The organism is Nocardia sp. NPDC058518 (assembly GCF_042719655.1).
Lineage (GTDB): Bacteria > Actinomycetota > Actinomycetes > Mycobacteriales > Mycobacteriaceae > Nocardia.
In genome coordinates this window covers 437,957-461,149 of the sequence record NZ_JBHXNJ010000002.1, presented here as the reverse complement: position 1 = coordinate 461,149, position 23,193 = coordinate 437,957, and the positions used below count along the sequence as shown (strand labels likewise).

General features: G+C 67.0%; 22 protein-coding genes. 12 read left to right on the top strand and 10 right to left on the bottom strand.

All coding sequences use genetic code 11. The annotated features are described in order from the left end of the window. Nucleotides 1–16 precede the first annotated feature (16 nt). The 3 genes from ACFWPX_RS06835 to ACFWPX_RS06825 are packed head-to-tail and all read left to right on the top strand — an operon-like array spanning nt 17 to nt 3,340. A complete protein-coding gene (locus tag ACFWPX_RS06835) occupies nt 17–1,036 on the top strand; it encodes an NAD-dependent epimerase/dehydratase family protein (protein ID WP_378926528.1) in 1,020 nt (339 codons plus the stop codon). Further along, nucleotides 1,033–1,785: a glycosyltransferase family 2 protein gene (locus tag ACFWPX_RS06830; RefSeq protein ID WP_378916761.1), complete on the top strand. Its 753-nt coding sequence runs from the start codon at nt 1,033–1,035 to the stop codon at nt 1,783–1,785. Before ACFWPX_RS06835 ends, ACFWPX_RS06830 begins: the two co-directional genes overlap by 4 nt. 37 nt (nt 1,786–1,822) lie before the next feature. Next, nucleotides 1,823–3,340, top strand: a complete 1,518-nt coding sequence (locus tag ACFWPX_RS06825; RefSeq protein WP_378926527.1) for a class I adenylate-forming enzyme family protein — start codon at nt 1,823–1,825, stop codon at nt 3,338–3,340. On the opposite strand, the gene ACFWPX_RS06820 is transcribed toward ACFWPX_RS06825, so the two are convergent. After that, complete coding sequence (locus tag ACFWPX_RS06820) at nt 3,330–4,598, bottom strand: hypothetical protein (RefSeq protein ID WP_378926579.1); 1,269 nt, start codon at nt 4,596–4,598, stop codon at nt 3,330–3,332. The genes ACFWPX_RS06825 and ACFWPX_RS06820 overlap by 11 nt on opposite strands. A gap of 116 nt (nt 4,599–4,714) precedes the next feature. Between ACFWPX_RS06820 and ACFWPX_RS06815 the strand changes: the two genes are divergently transcribed. Both ACFWPX_RS06815 and ACFWPX_RS06810 read left to right on the top strand, forming a co-directional pair. Further along, a complete protein-coding gene (locus ACFWPX_RS06815; protein WP_378916765.1) occupies nt 4,715–4,993 on the top strand; it encodes a hypothetical protein in 279 nt (92 codons plus the stop codon). Further along, nucleotides 4,990–5,313, top strand: a complete 324-nt coding sequence (locus ACFWPX_RS06810) for a hypothetical protein (RefSeq protein ID WP_378916768.1) — start codon at nt 4,990–4,992, stop codon at nt 5,311–5,313. The genes ACFWPX_RS06815 and ACFWPX_RS06810 overlap by 4 nt, the downstream gene beginning before the upstream one ends. A gap of 32 nt (nt 5,314–5,345) precedes the next feature. Here the strand turns inward: ACFWPX_RS06810 and ACFWPX_RS06805 are convergent, their stop codons facing one another. The 3 genes from ACFWPX_RS06805 to secA all read right to left on the bottom strand — a co-directional run bounded on the left by ACFWPX_RS06805 (nt 5,346) and on the right by secA (nt 8,923). Continuing rightward, entirely contained in the window at nt 5,346–5,765 is a 420-nt protein-coding gene (locus tag ACFWPX_RS06805) for a type II toxin-antitoxin system VapC family toxin (RefSeq protein ID WP_378916770.1), read from the bottom strand. Next, nucleotides 5,762–6,028, bottom strand: a complete 267-nt coding sequence (locus ACFWPX_RS06800; RefSeq protein ID WP_378916772.1) for a hypothetical protein — start codon at nt 6,026–6,028, stop codon at nt 5,762–5,764. Before ACFWPX_RS06800 ends, ACFWPX_RS06805 begins: the two co-directional genes overlap by 4 nt. A gap of 96 nt (nt 6,029–6,124) precedes the next feature. After that, nucleotides 6,125–8,923: a preprotein translocase subunit SecA gene (gene secA / locus ACFWPX_RS06795; protein WP_378916775.1), complete on the bottom strand. Its 2,799-nt coding sequence runs from the start codon at nt 8,921–8,923 to the stop codon at nt 6,125–6,127. A 245-nt stretch (nt 8,924–9,168) separates the two neighbouring features. On the opposite strand from secA, the gene ACFWPX_RS06790 reads away from it, so the two are divergent. From ACFWPX_RS06790 to bluB, 6 genes are all read left to right on the top strand, one after another. Further along, entirely contained in the window at nt 9,169–10,581 is a 1,413-nt protein-coding gene (locus ACFWPX_RS06790) for a wax ester/triacylglycerol synthase family O-acyltransferase (protein WP_378916778.1), read from the top strand. Nucleotides 10,582–10,591: 10 nt separating this feature from the next. Then, nucleotides 10,592–11,137 (top strand): DUF6912 family protein, encoded by a 546-nt coding sequence (locus ACFWPX_RS06785; RefSeq protein WP_378926578.1) that lies wholly within the window; start codon nt 10,592–10,594, stop codon nt 11,135–11,137. Nucleotides 11,138–11,264: 127 nt separating this feature from the next. After that, the gene (locus ACFWPX_RS06780) at nt 11,265–12,395 is read left to right on the top strand and encodes a ferredoxin reductase (RefSeq protein WP_378917007.1); all 1,131 of its coding nucleotides are present in this window, start codon (nt 11,265–11,267) and stop codon (nt 12,393–12,395) included. Between the two features lie 236 nt (nt 12,396–12,631). Continuing rightward, nucleotides 12,632–14,032 carry a fatty acid desaturase family protein gene (locus ACFWPX_RS06775; protein WP_378916780.1) on the top strand — a complete coding sequence of 467 codons (1,401 nt, stop codon included), beginning with the start codon at nt 12,632–12,634 and terminating at the stop codon, nt 14,030–14,032. Between the two features lie 97 nt (nt 14,033–14,129). Continuing rightward, complete coding sequence (locus ACFWPX_RS06770; RefSeq protein WP_378926526.1) at nt 14,130–15,374, top strand: fatty acid desaturase family protein; 1,245 nt, start codon at nt 14,130–14,132, stop codon at nt 15,372–15,374. A gap of 15 nt (nt 15,375–15,389) precedes the next feature. Then, nucleotides 15,390–16,034: a 5,6-dimethylbenzimidazole synthase gene (bluB, locus tag ACFWPX_RS06765; protein WP_378916785.1), complete on the top strand. Its 645-nt coding sequence runs from the start codon at nt 15,390–15,392 to the stop codon at nt 16,032–16,034. Between the two features lie 49 nt (nt 16,035–16,083). Here bluB and hpf read toward each other — a convergent pair whose 3' ends face one another. The 6 genes from hpf to ACFWPX_RS06735 form a co-directional block, all read right to left on the bottom strand. Beyond that, the gene (hpf, locus tag ACFWPX_RS06760) at nt 16,084–16,785 is read right to left on the bottom strand and encodes a ribosome hibernation-promoting factor, HPF/YfiA family (protein WP_378916788.1); all 702 of its coding nucleotides are present in this window, start codon (nt 16,783–16,785) and stop codon (nt 16,084–16,086) included. A 183-nt stretch (nt 16,786–16,968) separates the two neighbouring features. Further along, a complete protein-coding gene (locus ACFWPX_RS06755; protein WP_378926525.1) occupies nt 16,969–17,613 on the bottom strand; it encodes a ComF family protein in 645 nt (214 codons plus the stop codon). Nucleotides 17,614–17,684: 71 nt separating this feature from the next. Next, nucleotides 17,685–19,493 (bottom strand): MtrAB system accessory lipoprotein LpqB, encoded by a 1,809-nt coding sequence (lpqB, locus tag ACFWPX_RS06750; RefSeq protein WP_378926523.1) that lies wholly within the window; start codon nt 19,491–19,493, stop codon nt 17,685–17,687. After that, nucleotides 19,490–21,358: an MtrAB system histidine kinase MtrB gene (mtrB, locus tag ACFWPX_RS06745; RefSeq protein ID WP_378917009.1), complete on the bottom strand. Its 1,869-nt coding sequence runs from the start codon at nt 21,356–21,358 to the stop codon at nt 19,490–19,492. Before mtrB ends, lpqB begins: the two co-directional genes overlap by 4 nt. 70 nt (nt 21,359–21,428) lie before the next feature. Next, nucleotides 21,429–22,106 carry an MtrAB system response regulator MtrA gene (gene mtrA / locus ACFWPX_RS06740; RefSeq protein ID WP_056813049.1) on the bottom strand — a complete coding sequence of 226 codons (678 nt, stop codon included), beginning with the start codon at nt 22,104–22,106 and terminating at the stop codon, nt 21,429–21,431. Nucleotides 22,107–22,183: 77 nt separating this feature from the next. Then, nucleotides 22,184–22,831: a dTMP kinase gene (locus ACFWPX_RS06735; RefSeq protein WP_378916796.1), complete on the bottom strand. Its 648-nt coding sequence runs from the start codon at nt 22,829–22,831 to the stop codon at nt 22,184–22,186. A gap of 76 nt (nt 22,832–22,907) precedes the next feature. Here ACFWPX_RS06735 and ACFWPX_RS06730 point away from each other — a divergent pair, with 76 nt between their 5' ends. Next, nucleotides 22,908–23,108 carry a hypothetical protein gene (locus ACFWPX_RS06730; protein ID WP_378916799.1) on the top strand — a complete coding sequence of 67 codons (201 nt, stop codon included), beginning with the start codon at nt 22,908–22,910 and terminating at the stop codon, nt 23,106–23,108. Nucleotides 23,109–23,193 lie beyond the last annotated feature (85 nt).

The window sequence follows — 23,193 nt, the reverse complement described above, 5'->3', positions numbered from 1 at the left end:
GGGATAGCGTGGCGCGATGACTGTGCTGGTAACCGGCGCTAGCGGGTTCGTCGGTGGGGCGATCGTGCGCGGGCTGGTGGAGCGTGGGGTGCCGGTTCGGGCGATGGTCCGGGATCCGGCGTCGGCGCCTGCGGGTGTCGAGGTGGCGGTTGCCGATCTCGCGGACGCGGGTGCGCTGGCGGCGGCGGTGGCCGGGGTGCGCGCCGTTGTGCACGCGGCGGCCCTGCTCGGCGAATTCGGCAGGCCCGCCGAATTCTTCGCGGTGAATGTGGCGGGGACCGATCGACTGGTGCAGGAAGCCGCGGCGGCCGGGGTGCGACGGTTCGTGTTCATCGGGAGCCCGAGTGCGTTGATGGCGCCCGATGGCGGGGATCAGGTGGGGATCGATGAGACCGTGCCCTACCCCGCGCGATTTATGAACAGTTATTGCGAAACCAAGGCTGTTGCAGAGCAATTGGTGTTGTCGTCCGATACCCCGGGGTTCACGACATGTTCGTTGCGGCCGCGGGCGGTGTGGGGGCCGGGGGATCGGCGTGGGCCGATCGTCCAGCTGCTGGCGAAGTTGCGGGAGGGGCGGTTGCCCGACCTTTCCGGCGGACGCGATGTTCAGGCTTCACTGTGCTACATCGACCATCTCGTCGACGCCGTCTTCCGCGCGTTGGAAGCCGAAAAGATCGGTGGACGTGCGTATTTCGTGGCCGATGCGGAGCCGATTTCGGTGTGGCCGACGTTGGACGCCGTAGCGGCACGGTTCTCGCTGGCCGGGCCGAGCGTCACGGTACCCGCGCCTGTGGTGGGCGCGGCATTGGCGGCGATCGAAACACTGTGGCGGATACCGGCGGTCGCGCAGCGGTGGACTCCCCCGCTGTCGCGGTACGCGGTCGCGCTCGTCACCCGGTCGGCGACCTACGACATCTCGCGAGCGTCGCGTGAACTCGGCTTTCGGCCCACGGTGCCGTTCGCGACCGGTTTGGACAACTTCCACCGCTGGGTCGACCAGGTCGGCGGGCTCGATCAGCTGCTGGAGGACGCGTGAGTGATCTGTGGGTGGTGATTCCAGCCTTCAACGAGGAACTCGGCATCGGCAAGACGCTGGATGCCATCGCAGCGCAACAGGACACAGATTTCACGGTGGTCGTGGTCGACAACAACTCGACCGACCGCACCGTCGAGGTGGTCCGCGCATTCGCTTCGCGACATCCGGTGCCGCGCATCGTGATCATCGACGACCACCAGAAGGGCACCGGCGCTGCCGCCGATACCGGTATGCGGCACGCGATTTCACAAGGTGGCACCTACCTCGCACGCACCGACGCCGATTGCCTGCCCGCCCCCGACTGGACGCGGCGGATCAAGGCCGGGTTCGATTCCGGGCTGCGATTGGTCAGCGGTCAGCTGATTCCGCGCACCGACGAAGGTGTTTCGTGGATCGACCGCACGATCATTCGGGTGGCCTTGGAAGTGGCGTCGGCGTTCGGCAAGGTGCGCTCGGGAAATCGGGATCCGAAGTACCTCGGGCCGTATGTCATGACGCCGGGGTGCAATATGGCGATCACCGCCGAATTATATGTTGCGGCAGGAGGATTCCCGCGGACCGCGATCGAGGACCTGCACGAGGATCGGGCACTGGTCAATGCGGTGCGCACGATCACCACCGACTATGGTTTGCGCCGGGACGTGCGGGTGTACGGCTCGAATCGGCGGGTGCGTGCCTGGGGTATTCGCAAGACCCTGGCCTGGTACGCCGATCATCGGTACCGGCCCGAGGTGGTCGACATTCGGTGAACGCGCCTGCCGCTGTCGACTATCGAGGGGAGCACCGGTGACCGACTTTCTCGAAAGGCTTGCCGCGCAGGCCGAACGGATTCCGGACGCGTCATCGCTCGGCACGGTCGGCAAGCGCGCGCTCACCTATCGGGAACTGGTCGATACCGTCGGCAGGGTGGCGCACAATCTCGGCGAGGCGGGGTTCGCGCCGGGTGACCGGATGCTGTTCTCGATCCGGCCGAGTGTGTCGTCGGTGCTGTTGATCTTCGGGGTGATCGCCGCGGGCGGGACGATCGTGTTCGTCGACCCCGGTGTGGGGCCAGAGCTCTTCGCTAAACGGGTCGGCGTGGTCGAACCTACTTGGGCAGCAACGGAATCGCTGCTGTACGCCGTGAGTGGGCCGCTCGCCGGGTTCGGGCGCAAGAAGGGGCTGGAACTGCCGCGGTTCGGCGCGCTCGATGTTCGGCATATCCACAGTGGTGTGTGGGTGCCCGGCACACCGTTCGGGTCGATTCCGCTGCGGCGGTTCACCGGCGATGCGCGCGAGACCACCCTGCCTGCCGCGGACCCTGCCGCGGCGGCATTGATCGTCTTCACCTCCGGAACCACCGATGAGCCTAAAGCCGTTGTGCACACCCGTGCTTCGCTGAGCGCGGGGCTCGCCGCGATGGGCGGAAAGACCGGTCTCGCGCCCGGCGCCTTCCTGCACACCGAGCAGCTCATGATGGGGTTGCCCGCGTTGATGGCGGGGGCACGGTGGGCGATGCCGCGATATCCGCGATTCGGTACGCATATCGACCCGGTCCGATTCACCCGGAATCTGCGGAGCGCGACCCACGCGTTCTATACCCCGGCCGATCTGGCCGTCGCGCTCGACGCGGTCGAAGCCGGTGACCTCGCGGCGCCACCGCACCTACGTCAGGTGGCGCTCGGCGGAGCACCGGTCACCTCCGCACTCCTTCGCCGGGCGCGCAAGTCGTTGCCCGACACCGAGTTTCTCGCGATCTATGGAATGACGGAGATCCTGCCGGTGGCGGTCGCGACCGGCACCGCCAAGCTCGCACACGACGGGGATCTGCTCGGGGCACCGGTACGGGGCGTGACGGCGCGGATCGCCGACGACGGCGAACTCGTGTTGTCCGGCCCGAATCTGTGTCGCGGATATCTCGGCGCCGAGCCACTGACCGAGATCGCGACCGGCGACCTCGCGCGCTGGGACGGCAAGGAACTGGTCCTCACCGGACGCAAGAAGGACATGATGATCCGGGGCAAGACCAACATCTACCCGGGGTTGTACGAACCGCTGATCACCGCGATCGGCGGGGTGCGGGAGGCGATCATGGTCGGCCTACCGGATGAGATCGGCGATGAGCGAATCGTGCTCGCCGTCGTCGCCGAACCGGAGTCCGGCGACATCGTGGCGCTACTTCGCGAACGACTGCCGCAGGTCATCGACACCACGGCCGTCCCCGATGACATCGTGGTGGTGGATCGAATTCCGGCCAGCGGACGGACGAACAAACCGGACCGGGCGGCACTACGGGAGATGGTGCGCGGGCTGCTCAGCGAGTGACCGAGCGGATCGTGCGGTCGGCCATGGCTTCGATGGTTGTGCGCGGGAGCATGGTGTCGACGTAGCAGAAGGTGATCGACATCGTGGTGCCGAGGGTGGCGACCGCCACGGTGAGGGCGCTGGCGCAGGAGTTCGTTCCGGCGACCGTGAGAGCGGTGATGTGCAGGGGCTCAGGGGTTTCGGGTGGCGTCAGTTTTCCGAGGTTGCTGAGGGTGACGTTCCAGGGAGCCCGGCGGTCGATGAGTTCGATGGTGCGCCTGCCGGATTCGAGTGAGCGGGGGCAGCCGTAGCGGATGGCGGCCAGGGCGGTGAGGTCGTTGTTCTTAGCTAGTCGGTGGGCCAGTTGGGTTTTCGCTGCGCGGGCCGCTTCCCAGAGGGAGTGGGCCGGGCCGTAGGGCACGAAAGTCGGGACTACCGCGGTGAACATGCCGGGCTCGTCGTCGGCCGGGGGTGGGTTCAGGCGGGTGCGGACGTCAACCGGGATGCCGATGCCCGCGACGCCGGAAGGGCGGGGAGCGAGTTCGCCGAGGGCGGTGGCCAGGGCAGCGGTCAAGGCGGCGTTGATGGTGACGTCGTGCTGGTGACAGCGGGTGCGAAGGTCGGTCAGCGCAGCGCCCTCGATGGTGCGGATCACGGTGCGGGTGCGGCGGATCGGGAGCGGTGGCGGGGTGCCGGGGAGGCTGGTCGGGCGGCGTGCCATGGCGGTGAGCTGGCCGGTGATGTTGGTGCGTAGGCAGCGTAAAAGGCGAGTCTGCGCGGGTGGGATGAGGTCGTCGGGGGCCGGTATCGGTGGGCGCGAGGCGGTGCGGAGGGGAGATCCGAAGGCGTAAGCGAGGATTCGCCAACCCAATGACGTCATCGAGCGGCCGTCGACCAGAACGTGGGACATCACGAGGATCAGGTCGTGGTGTTCCTCGGAAGTGCCTGGGCGCCATGCCATATCGATGAGCCGTCCCGGTGCCGTTGCCAGGTCGATGGGCTCGGCCAGCTGTTCGTCGAAGACCGTGCGCCACTCGTCGGGGTCTTCGGCCACGCGGTGCAGGACCGGTAGGTGCGGGTCGGCGGACGGGGCGAAACGCGGGCCGTCGACAACCGTTGTCCGCAGCAGCGGAAACTCCGCGACCAGCGCGTCGGTGGCCTCTTCGAGACGATAGGCGCCGATCGGGCCGCGCACCCGCAATCGGACGACGCAATTCGCGGGCGACAACTGATCGACGAGCCAGAACCACCGCTCCGATGCCGACAACGGCCGCATCACCTCACCCAACGCGGCCTCCCCTGTATCGGCAACTGTGTCACGCGAGCGTATCCAACCGGCGCCCGCTCGATACTCAGCTCTTTCACATGGTGTTACTACATGCGTATTATGGACTTATGGGTTTCGAGTGGCCTGATTGGGCGATCGCTCACCTGATCGGCATCGAACCCAGCGAGGTTCGGCAGGTCCTCGCAGCGTCACGACGGTGGCCACGCCCGGCCTTCGACGGCCAGGTGACCGTTTTGACGGTGTGGGGGCGCACCACAGCCGGCCGTCCGCTGATCGTGGTGATGCGACAGCGGGAGGACTGGACGTGGGTGATCATCGGCGCACGCACGATGCGCGCCGAGGAACTGGCGCAATTCGAGCAGTGGGAAAGTGAGATCCGATCATGAGCGAGCCAGGACTTCCGTCCAGCAAAGAAGAACTCGCCGACTTCATGGATCGGCTGAGTTTCTCCGACGAGCCCACCGACGCCCCACCACGCCTTCCCGTCAACGAAGACATCATGGTGACCACGTCGATCCGCCTCCCCCTCGGCCTGCACAGCCGCCTGAAATCCCTCGCCGACGAACGCCGCGTAGGCGTGTCGACCCTGCTCCGGGAATGGGCCGAAGCGGCCGTCGCCGAAATAGAAGACGAAGACCAGATGATCTCCCTCGCCGAAGCCAAACGAGCCCTCTCCCGAGTCCACCCGATCCACCGCGCCAGCTGAAGAGCGACCCGCAATTCAGGCCGGGTAGTAATCTATCGCGGCGAAGCACCCGCCGGGGCTGTCAGAACGCGCACTGTGCAGTTGATCCCCGGCGCGTTCGCCAATCGCGCATCGGTGGTGAGCAGGTCGCAACCGTAGGCCTCGGCCGCGGCGACGTAGGCGGCGTCGTAGGCGGTCAGATTGTCGTGCAGTTCCCAGATCCTGGGGACGAGAACACGGGTAACGGGAACTTCGGGGTCGAGTTTCTCCAGGGCGGTTACCGCTCGGGCCGCTTGCTCGGTGCTGATGGTGCCCGCACGGGTGAAGCGGCGAATCACCGATAGGACTTCGACGGTCCAATGCTGGGGGGCGATCCAGCGATTGTCGGCTTCCAAGGCGGCGCGACAGGTATCACCGAGGGGTGCTGGATTCAGGAGAGTATGGGCGAAGACCGAGGCATCGACCACGATCACTCGCGGATCTCCGGACCATCCAGCACCGAATCACGCTCCGCGCGTTCAGCATCCAGGGCAACCACGACTTCCTGGGCGGTGAAGGCAACATCCCACGTCGCGGGACTGAACTGTTTGAGTACCGCGATGTTGTCCTGACGGCGAGCTTCATCGCGGACCAGGTCGAAGAGGAAAGCCTGCAGCGACTGCCCTCGTCGCTGCGCCAGCGCAACCAACTGATCACGCAGAGGCTCTGGAACGTCACGGATCTGGAGGGCAACCATGCATGCAATTATACATGCATGACTGACAGGCGGGAAGACGACCGAGGCCCCCGCACAAAGCGGAGGCCTCGGTCGTGCTGATCAGCTAGCTCTGCCTCAGCGGCGGCGCTTGCCCTTCGAATCGGTGCGGGCCGCTTCGCGCCGCTCGCGGCGGGTGCCGGACTGCTGGCCGCCGCCGTATTCCTGGGCGTCGGAATGGGATTCGGCGTGGCCGTCTTCGGCGGGGCCCGAGTAGTTCATCGCTCGGGGGGTTTGGTCGCCGATTCCCTTGGCGCGCAAGGCCGGTGGGGCTTGGGTTTCGGTGGGGGTGTCCTGGGGGCGGGCGCCGACGGGGGAACGCAGGCCCTTGTCGATCGAGACGCCTTCGGGCTGGGGCTGCTGGACCTCTACCTGGAGGTTGAAGAGGAAGCCGACCGACTCCTCTTTCAGGCCTTCCAGCATGGCGGCGAACATGTCGAAGCCTTCGCGCTGGTACTCGACCAGCGGGTCGCGCTGGGCCATGGCACGCAGGCCGATGCCCTCCTTGAGGTAGTCCATCTCGTAGAGGTGTTCGCGCCACTTGCGATCGAGGACCGAGAGCAGGACCTGGCGTTCCAGGTTGCGCATGGCGCCTTCGCCCGCGAGGCCGTCGATCTCCTGTTCGCGCTTCTCGTAGGCGTTGTGCGCGTCTTCGAGGAGGGTCTCGCGGAGTTCGTCGCGGGTGAGTTCGCCCGCGTCGCCGGTGGCGGTCTCGCCGGTGAGTTCCTTGTGGTCAAGGGTCACCGGGTAGAGGGTTTTGAGAGCGGTCCAGAGCTTGTCCAGATCCCAGTCCTCGACGTAGCCCTCGACGGTGGCGCCGTCGACGTAGGCGGTGGTCACGTCGGTGATCATGTTCTGAACCTGACCCTCCATGTCCTCGCCACGCAGGATCTGGTTGCGCTCGCCGTAGATGACGGTGCGCTGCTGGTTCATGACCTCGTCGTACTTCAGAACGTTCTTGCGGATCTCGAAGTTCTGCTGCTCGACCTGGGTCTGCGCGCTCTTGATGGCCTTGGAGACCATCTTCGCCTCGATCGGGACATCGTCGGGCAGGTTCAGGCGCGTCATGATCGCCTCGAGCGCGGCACCGTTGAAGCGGCGCATCAGCTCGTCGCCCAGCGAGAGGTAGAAGCGGGATTCGCCCGGGTCGCCCTGACGGCCGGAACGACCACGCAGCTGGTTGTCGATACGACGCGACTCGTGGCGCTCGGTGCCGAGCACGTAGAGACCGCCGGCCTCACGAACCGTTTCGGCGTCGTCCTCGGTCTGCTTCTTGACCTGCTCGAGCGCGGAGTGCCAGGCGGCCTCGTACTCGTCGGGGGTGTTCACCGGGTCGAGGCCCTGCTTGCGCAGCAGGATGTCGGCGATGATGTCGGCGTTGCCACCGAGCACGATGTCGGTACCACGACCGGCCATATTGGTGGCCACCGTGACCGCGCCAGGGCGGCCGGCCTCGGCGATGATCTGGGCTTCCTGCTCGTGGAACTTCGCGTTCAGCACCGAGTGGGCAACACCGCGTTTGGTGAACTGCTTGGACAGGTACTCCGAGCGCTCCACGCTGGTGGTACCGATCAGGACCGGCTGGCCCTTCTCGTGCCGCTCGGTCACGTCGTCGACGACCGCGGCGAACTTGGCCTCTTCCGACTTGTAGATCAGGTCGGCCTGGTCCTTGCGGACCATCGGCTTGTTCGTCGGGATCGGGACCACGCCGAGGTTGTAGATCGAGTGCAGCTCGGCGGCCTCGGTCTCGGCGGTACCGGTCATGCCGGACAGCCTGCTGTAGAGGCGGAAGTAGTTCTGCAGGGTGATCGTGGCCAGGGTCTGGTTCTCCGGCTGGATCTCGACCTTCTCCTTGGCCTCGATCGCCTGGTGCATGCCCTCGTTGTAGCGGCGGCCGACCAGGATGCGGCCGGTGAACTCGTCGACGATGATCACTTCGCCGTCGCGGACGATGTAGTCCTTGTCGCGCTGGTAGAGCTCCTTGGCCTTGATGGCGTTGTTCAGGTAGCTCACCAGGGGCGAGTTCGCGGCCTCGTAGAGGTTGTCGATGCCGAGCTGATCCTCGACGAACTCCACACCCGCCTCGTGCACACCGATGGTGCGCTTCTTGATGTCGGTCTCGTAGTGGACATCCTTCTTCAGCAGCGGCGCGATGCGCGCGAACTCGGCGTACCACTTCGACGAGGCGTCGGCCGGGCCCGAGATGATCAGCGGGGTGCGGGCCTCGTCGATGAGGATCGAGTCGACCTCGTCGACCACGGCGAAGTTGTGACCACGCTGGACGAGATCGTCCAGGGAGTGAGTCATGTTGTCGCGCAGGTAGTCGAAGCCGAACTCGTTGTTCGTGCCGTAGGTGATGTCGGCGGCGTAGGCCACCCGACGCTCGGCGGGGGTCATCCCGCCCAGGATCACGCCGACCTCGAAACCGAGGAAACGGTGCACGCGGCCCATCCACTCGGCGTCGCGCTTGGCGAGGTAGTCGTTGACCGTGACCACGTGCACGCCGTCGCCGGAGATGGCGTTGAGGTACGCGGGGAGCACACAGGTCAGGGTCTTGCCCTCACCGGTCTTCATCTCCGAGATATTGCCCAGGTGCAGCGAGGCGCCGCCCATGATCTGAACCTTGTAGTGCTTCTGGTTCAGCACCCGCCACGACGCCTCACGCGCCACGGCGAAGGCCTCGAGCAGCAGGTCGTCGAGGGTTTCCCCGTCGGCGTAGCGCTGGCGGAACTCGTCGGTCTTGGCGCGCAGCTCGTCGTCGGTCAACGCCTCGATCTCGTCGCCGTACGCGATGACCTCATCGGCGAGGTTCGAGAGCCGCTTGACCATGCGACCTTCACCAATCCGTAGCAACCTCGTCAGTGTCAGCGCAGGCACGGGTCTCGTCAGTCCTCTGGTCGGAGTTGTGTTCAACGGCGATGGTAGTCCGCAGACCACCGTACCCGGCGGCGCGGACCCGTGCCCGATGTACCGGTGCAGTCATTACCCCAGGTCACGACGCCCGGCGAGCCTCGTTGCCCGGCACTGCGATTCACCTGCCGTGACGTAGGATGTAGCGCGTGCCCGATCAGCGCCATGGGCGCGCGAAGCGTGCTACGGCACCGGAAGGAGCTTCGGAGCGCGTGATCACGAGATTGACGCCGCAGGACGCGTCGTTCTATCGGCTCGAGTCGAGCAGCAACCCGATCCACATCGGCTCTCTCGCGATCCTGAACAACTCCTCCCCCGACGCCGAGGGCCAGGTACTGGACTACGAACGCCTCGTCGACCTGGTGGAATCCCGGCTACCGCTGGTGCCGCGCTACCGCCGCAAGGTGCGCGAGATCCCACTCGCCATGGGCAGGCCGGTCTGGGTCGAGGACAGTCGCTTCGACATCAGCTATCACATCCGGCGCTCCGCGCTGCCCGGTCCTGGCAGCGACTGCCAGCTCTACGACCTCGTCGCCCGGCTCGCGTCGCGACCCCTGGATCAGGGGCGGCCGCTGTGGGAGATGTATCTGATCGAAGGGCTCGCCGACGGGCGCGCCGCGGTGTTCACCAAGTCGCACTCGGCGCTCGTCGACGGTGATACCGCCCTCGAGATCGGTCACGTGATCCTCGACAACTCCCCGCTGCCGCGCGAACTGGCCGACGACTCGTGGCGGGCACCGCGCGAACCCACCGATGTGGAACTACTGGCCGGGGCGCTGTCACAGCTGGCCGCGCAGCCGCGCGAGGCCTACGGCGTGATGCGCGACGCGGGATCGAACGCGTTCGGGGTGGTGCGCGGCACGCGAATGGCGGTGAAGGCCGCGGCCAATGTGGTGCGCGCGGCGACCTCGAGCGCGGCGCCGGACAGCCCGCTCAACGCCCGTACCTCGCGCAGCCGCCGCTTCGACGTGGTGCGCACCGATCTCGACGACTACCGCACGATCCGTAGGCATTTCGACTGCTCGATCAACGACGCGGTGCTCGCGGTGGTCACCGGGGCGCTGCGCAACTGGCTGCTCTCCCGCAACGAGGCACTGGTCGAGTCGACCAATCTGCGCGCGGTGGTGCCGATGTCGGTCTACGTCGACGGCGACAACCAGCTGACCCCGGCCAGCGAGGTGTCCTCGTTCCTCATCGATCTGCCCGTGGGCGAACCGAATCCGACGATGCGCCTCTCGCACATCTCGCACGCCACCGAGGCCGCGGGCAGGCAGCGCCGCGGGGTGCGGGCCCGCACGCTCGTGCACCTGGCCGGATTCGCGCCCGCGAGCCTGCACGCGATGAGTGTGCGGGCGGCGAGTACCTTCGCCGACAACAGTTTCAATCTGGTGATCACCAACGCGCCGGGACCACAGACCGCGATGTACATCGGCGGGGCACGCATGCTGGAGATGTATCCGGTATCGCCGCTGCTGCGCAATCAGACATTGAGTTTCGGGCTCACCTCGTACGACGGACAGGTCTTCTACGGACTCAACGCCGACCGCGACGCCATGGCCGACATCGATGTTCTCGCGGCATCGGTGCACGAATCGATGGAGGAGTTGCTCGGTGCCTGTCTCTGAGAACGACACGATGCGCGTCTACATCCCGGCGACGATCCCGCTGCTGCGCCTGCTCGTCGACGAGCAGCAGCTGCTCCCGCTCGGCGCGACCGCGTTCGCCGTGACGCCCGCCCTGCGCGAGGCCTACGCCGCGGGCGACGACGAGGAACTCGCCGAAGTGGCGATGCAGGAAGCCGCACGGGCCTCCATGCGGTTGATCGCCGCCGAGCGCGACGGGCTCGACGATCCGGACGACGGCGCCGAAGGCGAAGCGGCCAACCCGGGCAGCCCGGTGTATCGGCGCGCGGTGATCGCGGCGGATGTGCCGGGGGCGAAGCTGCGGCCCGATCTCGACGACGCCGTGGTGAAGCTGTCGGGGCCGATCAGCTTCAAGCAGGTCGCCGCGGTGCATGTCGACCTTGCCGAGGCAGAGCCGCAGGTCGCCAAGGCCGTGGACGTCATCGATGCCGCCGACCTCGGTGATACCGATGCCGAATTCGTCCTCGGCGACGCCGAGGACCATCAGCTTGCCTGGTACGCGCCGCAGGAGCTGCCGTTCCTGCTCGAGCTGTTGTAGTTTTCGGCGGCCGGGGCCCCGGTTGCCCAATGTTCACAACTAGCGCTCAACCTACGATGCCGTAACCTGGCTGCGAGCGAGTCACCCCACGGTGGCTCGAATGCACGACAGGGAGAAATCGCAGCGCATGGTCCTCAATAAGTTCCGGGAATGGCTCGAAGCACCGGCGGCGCAGGTCGCCGATCGCGGCGGCAAGCTGAACGTGTTGCGTGGCGCGGTAGCCCGGGTGACCACTCCCCTGCTGCCCGATGACTATCTACACCTGGCCAATCCGCTGTGGTCGGCGCGCGAGCTGCGCGGGCGCATCGTCGAGGTGCAGAAGGAGACCGCCGACTCGGCGACCCTGGTGATCAAGCCGGGCTGGGGCTTCGATTTCAAATACCGCCCCGGGCAGTACATCGGCATCGGCATCCTGATCGACGGCCGCTGGAACTGGCGTTCCTACTCGCTGACCTGCCCCCCGGACTGGACCGGCGAGGGCGGCAAACGACTCATCTCCATCGCGGTGAAGGCAATGCCGGAGGGCAAGCTGTCAAGCCACCTTGTCAACGGGGTGGCCGCGGGCACCATCGTGCGGCTGGCCGCACCGGCGGGCGGGTTCGTGCTGCCCGAGCCGCCGCCGGCGAAGGTGCTGTTCCTCACCGCGGGCAGCGGTATCACCCCGGTGATGTCGATGCTGCGCACGATGGACCGCCGTGACGGCGTCAACGACGTGGTGCACGTCCATTCCGCGCCCACCGACGCCGATGTGATGTTCGGCGCCGAACTGCGCGCCCTGCACGACAAGCACCCCAGCTTCGTCTCCCACCTGCAACTCACCGATGAGCAGGGCCTGTTCTCCCTGGCCAGCCTCGACGAGCTCTACCCCGACTGGCGCGAACGCGAGACCTGGGCCTGTGGACCGGCCCCGATGCTCGACGCGATCGAGAACCACTGGAAGAACGCGGGTGTGGCCGACAAGCTGCACATCGAACGCTTCGAGGTGGAACGCTCCGCGATCGGCGAGGGCGGCACCGTGACGTTCGGCACCACCGGGCGCACCCTCACCGTCGACGGCGCCACCAGCCTGCTCGAAGCCGGTGAATCCGTCGGCGTGCAGCTGCCCTTCGGCTGCCGGATGGGCATCTGCCAGACCTGCGTGGTGACCCTCTCCGCCGGACACGCCCGCGATTTGCGCAACGGCGACGAACGTCAGCCCGGTGACAAGGTGCAAACGTGCATTTCCGCCGCCGCGGGCGACTGCACGCTCGACATCTAACCGGTTGCCGAACCGTCGAGCGGGTACCCTCGAAGCATGCGTCGGGCACAACCGGTGACCGGCGGCAATCGGTTAGGCCCCTCGCTTCGATCGTTGCCTGAGGGCGCGACTTAGGATCACTGACAGGCCGAACAGCATCGAGGGCGCGAACCCGAGGCGCGCAGCGCCCGGTTCTCGGTCGCCTCGATCTGGACTGACCGCGGTACCAGCCGCTCGTAAACACAGGAGGACCCCCGGTGGCCATCACCGATATCCAGGCCTTCGCCCATCTGACGGCGGCCGACATCGAGACACTGGGGAAAGAACTCGATTCGATCCGCCGCTCGGTGGAGACCTCGCGCGGCGAACACGACGCGAAGTACATCCGCCGCACCATCGCGGCCCAGCGCGCACTCGAGGTCGCCGGGCGCGCGGTGCTGTTCGGCAGCCGTAACCGCTGGGCGTGGCTCGGTGGTACCGCGATGCTCTCGGTCGCCAAGATCATCGAGAACATGGAGCTGGGCCACAATGTGAGCCACGGCCAGTGGGATTGGATGAACGATCCCGAGATCCACTCCACCAGCTGGGAGTGGGACATGACGGGCCCGTCGGCGCAGTGGCGGCGCGCGCACAACTATTCGCACCACACCTACACCAACGTCCTCGGCAAGGACGAGGATCTGGGTTTCGGCATTCTGCGGATGACCCGTGACGAGCCGTGGCGCCCGCTGCACCTGGCCCAGCCCGCCGCCAACCTGCTGCTGGCCGCGACCTTCGAGTGGGGCATCGCGCTACACGATCTCGGCATCGAGAAGGAACTGGCCGGAGTCAAGGGCGGCACCGTCACCTCGCCGCCCGACATCGAGTTCTACCGCAAGATGAGTCGTCAGGTCGTCAAGGATTTCGTGCTGTACCCGGCGATCACCGGGCCTGCCTGGAAGTCGACGTTGAAGGCCAACGCCACCGCCAACCTGGTGCGTAACCTGTGGGCCTACGCCGTCATCTTCTGCGGGCATTTCCCGGACGGCGCGCAGAAGTTCACCGCCGAACAGCTCGACGGCGAGACACAGGGCGAGTGGTACCTGCGCCAGATGCTCGGCAGCGCCAACTTCAAGGCCGGTCCGGTGATGGCCTTCATGAGCGGCAACCTCTGCTACCAGATCGAGCACCACCTGTTCCCCGACCTGCCGAGCAATCGGTACTCGGAGGTGGCCGTACGGGTGCGCGAGCTGTGCGACAAGTACGACCTGCCCTACACCACCGGCTCGCTGGGCAAGCAGTACCTGCTGGCCTTCCGCACCATCCACAAGCTGGCGCTGCCGGACCGCTTCCTCAAGCGCACCGCCGACGATGCCCCCGAGACGTCGTCGGAGCGCAAGTTCGCCGGCATCTCGCTACCCGACAGCCTGCGGGTCGACCCGGAGACCGGTAAGCGTTTCGGTCTGCGTTCGGCGCTGCACGATGCGAAGGTCGCGCTCGAGATCAAGGCACGGCACGAGAAGGAAGTGCTGCGCGAGGCGAAGACCGCGCTCAAGGCGCGAGCACGGCAGGAGAAGCTGGCCTTGCGCGAGGCCAAGCGGGCGCTCGGCGAACGCGCTGTGCGCGAGCGGGGTGTGCTGCGCGCCAAGGCAGCTCGCCGAATGGCTCGCCACGCCTGATAACATTTACATCTCGATTGCGCAATAGGACTTATCACACATTTCGTCCCGAAAATCGCCAACCTACGCTCTCGTAACTTACGGTACTGTAGCCGCCATGGCGATCTCGGATGTCAAGGAATACGCGCACCTCACCGCAGCGGATGTCGAAGCTCTAGGCGCGGAGTTCGATGCGATCCGCCGCGAGATCGAATCCTCGCGCGGAGCGGCCGACGCGCGCTATATCCGCAATGTCATCCGGCTACAACGCGCACTCGAGATCAGCGGCCGCACGGTGCTGTTCGCCAGCTTCCTGCCCCCGGCCTGGCTGGCCGGTGTCGCCCTGCTCGGCTCCGCCAAGATCATCGAGAACATGGAGATCGGGCACAACGTCATGCACGGGCAGTGGGACTGGATGAACGATCCGGAAGTCCACTCCACCTCGTGGGAATGGGACAACGCGGGCCCGTCGGCGCACTGGAAGATCACCCACAACTTCCTGCACCACAAGTACACCAACGTGCTCGGCATGGACGACGACATCGGCTACGGCCTGCTTCGCGTCACCCGCGACCAGCGCTGGATGCCGTTCTACCTGGGCAATCCCGTCTACAACCTCCTGCTGCAGGCGCTGTTCGAGTACGGCGTCGCGATCCAGCACCTCGAGCTGGGCAAGGTCGCCAAGAAGAAGTGGGCCAAGGACTCGCCCGAGTGGAAGCAGTTCGAGGCCGACCGCACGCTGGTGCTGAAGAAGATCGGCAAGCAGGCCGCCAAGGACTACGTGGTCTTCCCGCTGCTCACCGGCCCCTCGTTCCTCACCACGCTCACCGCCAACATCGCCGCCAACGTGATGCGCAATGTGTGGACCAACGCGATCATCTTCTGCGGGCACTTCCCCGATGGCGCCGAGAAGTTCACCAAGGCCGATATCGAGAACGAGACCAAGGGTGAGTGGTACCTGCGCCAGATGCTGGGCAGCGCCAACATCAGCGGCGGACCGCTGCTGCACTTCATGAGCGGCAACCTCAGCCACCAGATCGAGCACCACCTGTTCCCCGACCTGCCGAGCAACCGCTACGCCGCCATCGCGGTGCGGGTGCGCGAGCTGGCCGAGAAGTACGACCTGCCCTACACCACCGGTTCGCTGCCGGTGCAGTACTTCAAGTCGTGGCGCACCATCCTCAAGCTCTCGCTGCCGAACAAGTACCTGCGCCACACCGCCGACGACGCGCCGGAGACCAAGTCCGAGCGCCTGTTCGCCGGTAACACCACTCCCACGATCGACCCGATGACCGGGCGTCGCCAGGGCTTGCGCACCGCGCTGGCCGCCGGTCGTAAGCTGGCCCGCCGCACGGTGGCCTGAGGCGGCTGCGGTTGTATGGTCGGCGTGAATGCCGACCAACTGAGCGTCTACGACGCGATCCGCCTGCGTCGTGACGTGCGCGCCGAGTACACCGGCGAGCCCGTCGACGACGACACCCTGTTGCGGATCCTCGACGCCGCGCATCGTGCGCCCAGCGTCGGGAACTCGCAGCCGTGGGACTTCGTCGTGGTTCGCCAGGCCGAGACGCTGCGCCGTTTCGCCGAGCACGTGGCGGACAAGCGGGTCGAGTTCGGTGCGTCGCTGCCCGCCGAGCGGGCGGCGACATTCGAGCCGATCAAGATCGACGGGATCGTCGAGAGCGGCACGGGAATTGTTGTCACGCACAATGATTCGCGTGGCGGGCCGCAGGTCCTCGGGCGGGCGAGCGTGCCGGAGACAGGCGTGTACTCGACCGTGCTCGCCATCCAGAACCTGTGGCTCGCGGCGACCGCGGAGCAGGTGGGGGTGGGGTGGGTGTCGTTCTACGATCCGGAGTTCCTGCGCGAACTCGTCGGTCTGCCCGTCGGGATCGAGCCGGTGGCCTGGCTGTGCGTTGGGCCGGTCAGCGCATTCCAGCAGGTGCCGGATCTGGAACGTTTCGGGTGGCGGACGGGACGGTCACTGACCGAGGCCGTGCATCACGAAACCTTCGGCGGCTGAACAAGATCCGGACACCCGCCGAAAGCGGATGCCCGGATCGGTCATGGCTCTAGGCCAGCTTGATCAGGCCGTAGTCGAAGGCGTGTCTGCGATAGACCACCGACGGACGGTCGGTCTCTTTGTCGTGAAACAGGAAGAAGTCGTGGCCGACCAATTCCATCTGATAGAGGGCGTCGTCCACCGACATCGGTGTCGCGGTGTGCACCTTGGTGCGCACGATGTGGCCGGGGCCGGATTCGTCGACCGCCTCGTCGTGGTCGTGGGCAGCGGAACCGTCCGGCTGAGCGAACAGCGACTCGTCGACCAGCGTGGCAGTGGCCTGCGCGACCGAGACCGGCGTCTTGTCGCCGTAATGCACGACGCGCCGCTTGTCCTTGGACCGGCGCAGTCTGCTCTCGATCTTCTGGGTGGCCGATTCGAGCGCGGCGTAGAAACTGTCGGCGCATGCCTCCGCGCGCACGATCGGTCCACGGCCGCGCGCGGTGATCTCCACGCGCTGACAGGCCTTGCGTTGACGACGATTGCGTTCGTGGAACAGTTCCACATCGAAGAGGAAGATCGACGGGTCGAAGCGCTCTAACCGAGACAGCTTCTCCGCGACGTAGATTCGATAGTGGTCAGGGATTTCGACATTTCGACCGGAGACCACCACTTCGGCGTTCGGGGTCTCCATATCGATCGTCTCGGTGGCACCGTTCTGTAGTGCCGTGGGTTCAGCATCTTGCACTGATGCCCGTGAAGAAGTCGTCACGCGTACCTCCCGGATATGGCCGCACAACTACGAACGTAGGGCGGCGGGATTGAGCTGTGCCGATCGGGAATCGCCCGGCACCTGTATCCGCGGCACCACCTCCCAAACTTGTGGTTCGGTGTGTGCTCGCGACGCTAGTCCGCCATCGGCAAGTCCGCCACTGTTCACGCGAACTTTCCTCCGTCAAGCCGCGCAGGTCACCAAAACCGCCCGCGGAACTATGCCGATCCGGCTAAGAACACGTGTCGATTCGCAGGCGGTGGCGCCGGTGGTCAGCACGTCGTCGACCAGCACTACCTGCGCTTTCGCGCCGATGGCGACCCACTCGGCCGGATCCGCGACGGTCATGATCTTGCCGCGCAGATTGTGGGTGCGCTCATGCTGCGTCAAGCCCACCGAATCCCGGACACCGCGACCCATCCGCAGCAGCGGCGCGGTTCGGCAATCGATCAGCCACCGTGCCGCGACCGCGGCCGAGCGGGCCACCGGGTCACCGCCACGGCGACGGGCAGCCGCGGTTCTGCTGGGTGCGGGCACGAGCAGGAGTGGGCAATCGGGGGCGCGCAAGCGGGCCAGTGCGTGGGCAAGTGCCAGCCCGAGTGGGGCGGCGAGGTCGCGTCGGCCGTGCTCCTTGGCCGCCAGCACCGCCCGCCTGCCCACGCCGGAGTAGGGGCCGAGCGCCCAGCACGGAACACCGGGATCGGCGCGCGGCCGCACCCGGACGGGACCGCGGCCGAGTTCAGCGGCGCACTCGGCGCACCAATTCTCGCCGGGCGAACCGCAGCCGCCGCACCGGTCGGGCAGGATCAGATCCAGCAGCGCCTTCATAGCGAGGGAGTATGACATCGGGCACCGACACGCTTCGGGCTAGGCGAACTGCGGCACCAGCCGCAAATGTCTCAGCTCGGCAGGACCGGCACAACCTGTTCTCCGGTCAATCCGGGTACCTCGCGCCAGAAACGGTCATTGCGGGTCGGATCGGCGGTCTGGAGCTGCAGGACGGCCCGGGAATCGGCCACGTACTGCGTGGCCGGGGCCGCGGTCACCACCCGGACCGGCGGGGTGAGGTTCTGCGAGGTCACCGCGCTGAATTGGGAGCCGTCGATGGAGACGGTGAAGACCGGGTCGACGTTGCCTTCGCGGGCGACCATGATGGTGTCACCGGTGACCCAGCTCAGGGAGACCGCGCGCGAGCTCAGGCCAAGCGCCAGTGGCAGCGGGGAGGTGAGCGCGTACTTGCCGTCGGGACGCCGTTCGACCACCGCGACGTAGACCTTGCCGTCGGCGATCAGCGCCGCACGCACGCCGGTACGCGAGACCACCACCTCGCTGATCGGCGGCCGCGGGACGCCTGCGCCTTCGAACAGGGCCGAGATGTCGACATTCTCGGTGGAGACATTGCCGGTGGCGCGATCGGTGACCGCCCGGATGACCCGGTCACCGTCGATCACCGTCCAGGCGGCGCCGCCGTCGCTGGTCCAGGACGGGCGGGCGATGCTCGCGCCCTCGGCGACCGCGAACGCCTTGGCGCCGTAGTTGCCGATGAGCAGGGTGCGGGCGGGTTCGGGCGTCGGTTTGCCGGAGTCGGCGACCGCGGCGACGAACTGGCCGTCGGCCGAGATGCCGATCGACTGCAGGTTGGTGGCCTCGCCGAAGGACCCGCTCGGCGTGACGATGCCGTCCGGGGTGACCTGAACCAGCGTGCCGTTGCGCAGGGCGTGCAGGCCGATCCGGTTCTGGCCGGGCGCCGAGGCGCTGTACTGGTCGACATCGGCCACCGACCAGCCGTTGGTGTACCGGTCGTCGAGCGGTTTACCGTCGGCGAGCAGCACGTACGGACCGAGGATGTCGGCACCGGACAGCGTGAGTACCACCTGCGCGGCGAGGAGTTCGCGCTCGCGCTGGCCGAGTGCGCCGAGCCCGGCGAAGTCGATGCGCACCCCACCGATGCCGACCCCGACATCGCCCGGTTCGTTGTTGGCCTTGGTGATCGGACCGCGCAGCGAAACCGGCTGCGCCAGCGGGTTACGCACCACGGGCGCGATCGTCGATTGCGGACCTTCGGCGAGCATGCCGATCAGTTGCTCGGTGAGCTGGGAGCGTGGCACCGAGATCCAGCGCGGATCCGGGACGACCAGCGAATTGCTCGGGTCGATGTAGTGCAGGAGGTAGCGGTGATAGGACTTGACGAAGGCGTCGTTGTCCATCACGACGCCCGGCGGCAGCTCGGTGATCCGCCACTCGCCGTCGATCTTGCTCATCTCGATCTTGTTCTCGAGGGTGCCCTCGGTGGCGCGATAGCCGCCGTCGCCCGCCAGCTCACCGACTTTGCGCGCGCGCAGCACGTAGCTGGCTTTGTCGCCCGAACGTGACTCGCGCAGGGTGTCGGGGCGGTCGTCGACGATGGTGGTGCTCGCCTCGTCGTTCCAGCCTGCCGCCGTCTCCGGCGCCATGTACTGACGGGCGGCGGCGTGCTTGTTGGTCGGGTCGGCGCTGGCGGTGAGGAAGTCGCCGAGCAACAGGTCGGGGTCGCGGCCGGAGATCGGCGGGGTCGGCCCCTCCGAGGTGGGGGCGCGGTTGATCGTGCCGAGGGCCTGCGGTGCGGAGGACTCGGGCAGGCTGGCGCAACCGGTGAGCACGATCAGGCCGGCCAGAACCGCCGCTACCAGTGCGGCGCCGTGCCGACCCCGACGATCACCACTGGTCATGACTTCCCGTCTCCGGTTTCGGTGGGCATCGGCTTGTCGGCGTCGGCGGGGTCGCGGCCGTTGGTCGCCGGGTGCGCGCCCGCGGCGGGCGGTTCGATGCCGGGCTCGTTCGCCGATGGGTCGGTGTCTTGCGGTTCGGCAGCCCCCGGCTCCACAGCCGTCGGGTCGGTGACAGCCGGATCGACATCCGGCGGGGTGGCTCCAGTCGGCTCGACATCGCCCGATGGGTCCTCCGCCGGCTCGGCTCCGGCAGGCTCGACTTCGACGATAGTCGGCTCGGGCTCGGCTTCCGGCAGCGCGGGGACCTTGCGCAGCATCGGTTCCAGCGCGAGCGGGCTCTGCCCGAGCTTGCGGCCGCGCACCATCGGAAGCAGCAGCCGGAAGCTCGCGCCGACACCCGGATCGCCCCACGCTTCGAGCCTGCCTTCGTGCAGATTCGCGTCCTCGACGCTGATCGACAAGCCCAGCCCGGTACCACCCGAGCGACGCACGCGCGACGGGTCCGAGCGCCAGAACCGGTTGAACACCAGCTTTTCCTCGCCCGGCCGCAGCCCGACACCCTGATCGCGCACCACCGTCGCGACGGCATTGGCCTCGGCGTCGCCGCGCATGCGGATCAGCACCGGCTTGCCCTCGGAATGGTCGATCGCATTGGCGAGCAGGTTGCGCAGCACCCGCTCGACGCGGCGCGGGTCCACCTCGGCGACCACCGGCTCCTCCGGCAGATCGATCACCACCTCGACCTCGGCGTCGCGGGCAAGGTGGCGCACCGTGGAGATCGCGGCACGCGCGCACATCCGCACATCCAGCGATTCGACCTGCAGTTCGGCCACACCCGCGTCGTGGCGGGAGATCTCGAGCAGGTCGTTGAGCAGGCCCTCGAACCGGTCGAGCTCGTTGACGAGCAGTTCGGAGCTGCGGGCAAGGGCGGGATCGAGATCGTCGCTGGAGCCGTGGATGAGGTCGGCGGCCATGCGCACCGTGGTGAGCGGGGTGCGCAGTTCGTGGCTGACGTCGGAGGTGAAGCGGCGCTGCAGATTGCCGAATTCCTCGAGCTGGGTGATCTGGTTCGACAGGCTCTCGGCCATCTCGTTGAACGCCTGCGCCAAGCGCGCCATGTCGTCCTCGCCGCGTACCAGCATGCGTTCTTTGAGTCGGCCGTCGGCGAATCGGCCCGCGATTCGCGCCGCCGACCGGATCGGCAGCACCACCTGCCTGGTGACAAGTGCGGTGATCGCGGCGAGCAGCACCAGCAGGACCACGCCACCGATGAGCATCGTGCCGCGCATCAGCGACAGGCTCGATTCCTCGCTGGCCAGCGGGAAGATCAGGTAGATCTCCAGGGTCGCCACCTCGGCGCTCGGGCTGCCGATGATCAGCGCGCGCCCGCGGTAGCCGTCGGGGTCGGCGACGGTGGTGAACTGGTAGGAGACCTGGTTGCGCTGGACGAATCGGCGCAGCTCCTGCGGTACCTCCGAGAGCGGGCCCGCCGCGATCTCGTGGGGCGGAGTGCCGCCGACCATCGCCAGCGCCGAGTCGAAACTACCCGCCGCGCCGGTGGACTGACCGGTGCCACCGCGGCTGGACAGCGCGGCTCGCGCGTCGGCGAGCTGCTGCTCCTGGCTGTTGCCGGATGGGACGCCGGAGAGCTTGTTCTCGATCGTGCTGCGGGCACGATCCATCTCCTCGACAGCCGCGTTGATCTTGGCTTCGAGGAGCCGGTCGGTGATCTGACCGGTCAGCACGACCCCGAGGATCGTGATCACGATGAGCGACAGGGTCAACGTCGAAACGATGACTCGCAGCTGCAACGACCGGCGCCACAGATGGCCGAGTGCGGTCCCGACGGCCTGGAACCAGGCCATGATCGGGCTCGCCCACCGCCGCAGCTGCGCCACTGGACCAGTGGTCACAGCGGCGCCCCGCAGTGACCGATCACGGCGGTCCGGCCTTGTAACCGACACCGCGCACGGTCAACACGATCTCCGGGTTCTCCGGATCCTTCTCGACCTTGGCGCGCAGTCGCTGCACGTGCACGTTCACCAGACGGGTGTCGGCGGCGTGCCGGTAACCCCACACCTGCTCGAGCAGTACCTCGCGGGTGAACACCTGACGAGGCTTGCGCGCGAGCGCGACCAGCAGGTCGAACTCCAGCGGGGTGAGCGAGATCTGCCCCGGGCCGCGAGTCACCTTGTGCGCGGGCACGTCGATGACGATATCGGCGATCGAGAGCAGCTCGGCGGGCTCGTCCTCGGTGCGGCGCAGGCGCGCTCGTACGCGGGCGACGAGTTCCTTCGGCTTGAACGGTTTGACGATGTAGTCGTCGGCGCCGGACTCCAGGCCGAGGACCACATCGACCGTGTCGGTCTTGGCGGTGAGCATGACGATCGGAACGCCGGAATCGGCCCGCAGCACCCGGCATACATCGATGCCGTTCATGCCGGGCAGCATCAGGTCGAGCAGAACCAGATCGGGGCGGATCTCCCGCACCGCTGACAGGGCCTGTGTGCCGTCGCCCACCACATGCGGGTCGAACCCTTCCCCGCGCAAGACGATGGTCAGCATCTCAGCGAGTGCCATATCGTCGTCGACGACCAGAATCTTGGGCTTCATAGTCCTATGTTGTCATCTCCCAGGCCAGGATCGGGCCGCCACGCCATTAATGGTGCGAACCCGTCGCGTATCCAACCTTATCCGGAGGAAATTTCCGAGCAGAGGGTGAGTAACGCAGGCCTATCGTCATCGGATCGGTATGTCCACCACCGGCCGAACCAGTCGCGGTCGGCGAGTTCACGATAGACCTCCCCCGTGCGCTGCTGCAGACCGCCGTCCCGTTCGTAGGCATCGAGGGCGCGCGCGTCGTCGAGTTCGCCACGGCGACGGGCACGTTCGGCCGCCACCTCGGTGGGCACGTCGAGCAGCACGGTGAGATCGGGCGCAGGCAATCCGAGCCTGCCGAACTCCAGATCGCCCACCCACGAAACGATTTCGCCATCGGCATCCTGATGCGCCCGCGCGGCCGAGTAGGCGGCGTTGGAAGCCACCCAGCGGTCCAGGATGACGATGTCGTTGCCGCCCAACAGGTCCGACAGTTCCGTGCCTGCGGCGGCCCGGTCGAGCGCGAACATGATCGCCATCGCGTTGATCGACCCCGCCAGGTCACCATGGCCCCCACGCAACGCTTCCGCCGCGAGATCGGCATGGATCGAGTGCCCGTATTGCGGAAAGGCCAGACTGTCCGCCCGCAACCCTTTTCCGGACAACTCGGCGATCAGCCCATCGATCAGCGTGCGTTTACCCGCCCCGTCGAGCCCTTCCACCGCGATCAATACGCCCATGCGGTGAGATTACCGCGCGCCGTCCCCCCAGAGTTGCGGGCTGGCCCGCGCCCGGTCGGCCGACGAGGATTCCCCTATGAAAAAGATCGTTCGCACCACCGCTGCCACGCTTGCCATCACCGCCGCCTTCGCCTGCGGCACCGCGTCCGCACAGACCGGCGACCCGACCGCGGGCCCGGACGCGGGATCGTCGACGGCCTTCAACTCGGTGATGTGCGCGGTGCTCGGCATCAGCAGCGAACACAACATCTTCTGCACGGGCCTGATCATCGGCTAGCGACCTCGGTCAACGACGGGGGGGGGGCGGGCCGCCGGGGGGCGGGGGCGCCCGCGGGGGGGGGTGGGGTCGTAGAGGGGGTGGG

Excerpts from the sequence above, each read along its gene's own strand:
- ACFWPX_RS06735 (WP_378916796.1), bottom strand. The coding sequence starts at position 22,831 with ATGGGCGTATTGATCGCGGTGGAAGGGCTCGACGGGGCGGGTAAACGC.
- mtrA (WP_056813049.1), bottom strand. The coding sequence starts at position 22,106 with ATGAAGCCCAAGATTCTGGTCGTCGACGACGATATGGCACTCGCTGAG.
- ACFWPX_RS06835 (WP_378926528.1), top strand. The coding sequence starts at position 17 with ATGACTGTGCTGGTAACCGGCGCTAGCGGGTTCGTCGGTGGGGCGATC.
- bluB (WP_378916785.1), top strand. The coding sequence starts at position 15,390 with ATGGTCGGCGTGAATGCCGACCAACTGAGCGTCTACGACGCGATCCGC.
- ACFWPX_RS06815 (WP_378916765.1), top strand. The coding sequence starts at position 4,715 with ATGGGTTTCGAGTGGCCTGATTGGGCGATCGCTCACCTGATCGGCATC.
- ACFWPX_RS06785 (WP_378926578.1), top strand. The coding sequence starts at position 10,592 with ATGCGCGTCTACATCCCGGCGACGATCCCGCTGCTGCGCCTGCTCGTC.
- ACFWPX_RS06755 (WP_378926525.1), bottom strand. The coding sequence starts at position 17,613 with ATGAAGGCGCTGCTGGATCTGATCCTGCCCGACCGGTGCGGCGGCTGC.
- ACFWPX_RS06810 (WP_378916768.1), top strand. The coding sequence starts at position 4,990 with ATGAGCGAGCCAGGACTTCCGTCCAGCAAAGAAGAACTCGCCGACTTC.
- lpqB (WP_378926523.1), bottom strand. The coding sequence starts at position 19,493 with ATGACCAGTGGTGATCGTCGGGGTCGGCACGGCGCCGCACTGGTAGCG.
- ACFWPX_RS06770 (WP_378926526.1), top strand. The coding sequence starts at position 14,130 with ATGGCGATCTCGGATGTCAAGGAATACGCGCACCTCACCGCAGCGGAT.
- ACFWPX_RS06800 (WP_378916772.1), bottom strand. The coding sequence starts at position 6,028 with ATGGTTGCCCTCCAGATCCGTGACGTTCCAGAGCCTCTGCGTGATCAG.
- mtrB (WP_378917009.1), bottom strand. The coding sequence starts at position 21,358 with ATGGCCTGGTTCCAGGCCGTCGGGACCGCACTCGGCCATCTGTGGCGC.
- ACFWPX_RS06730 (WP_378916799.1), top strand. The coding sequence starts at position 22,908 with ATGAAAAAGATCGTTCGCACCACCGCTGCCACGCTTGCCATCACCGCC.
- ACFWPX_RS06780 (WP_378917007.1), top strand. The coding sequence starts at position 11,265 with ATGGTCCTCAATAAGTTCCGGGAATGGCTCGAAGCACCGGCGGCGCAG.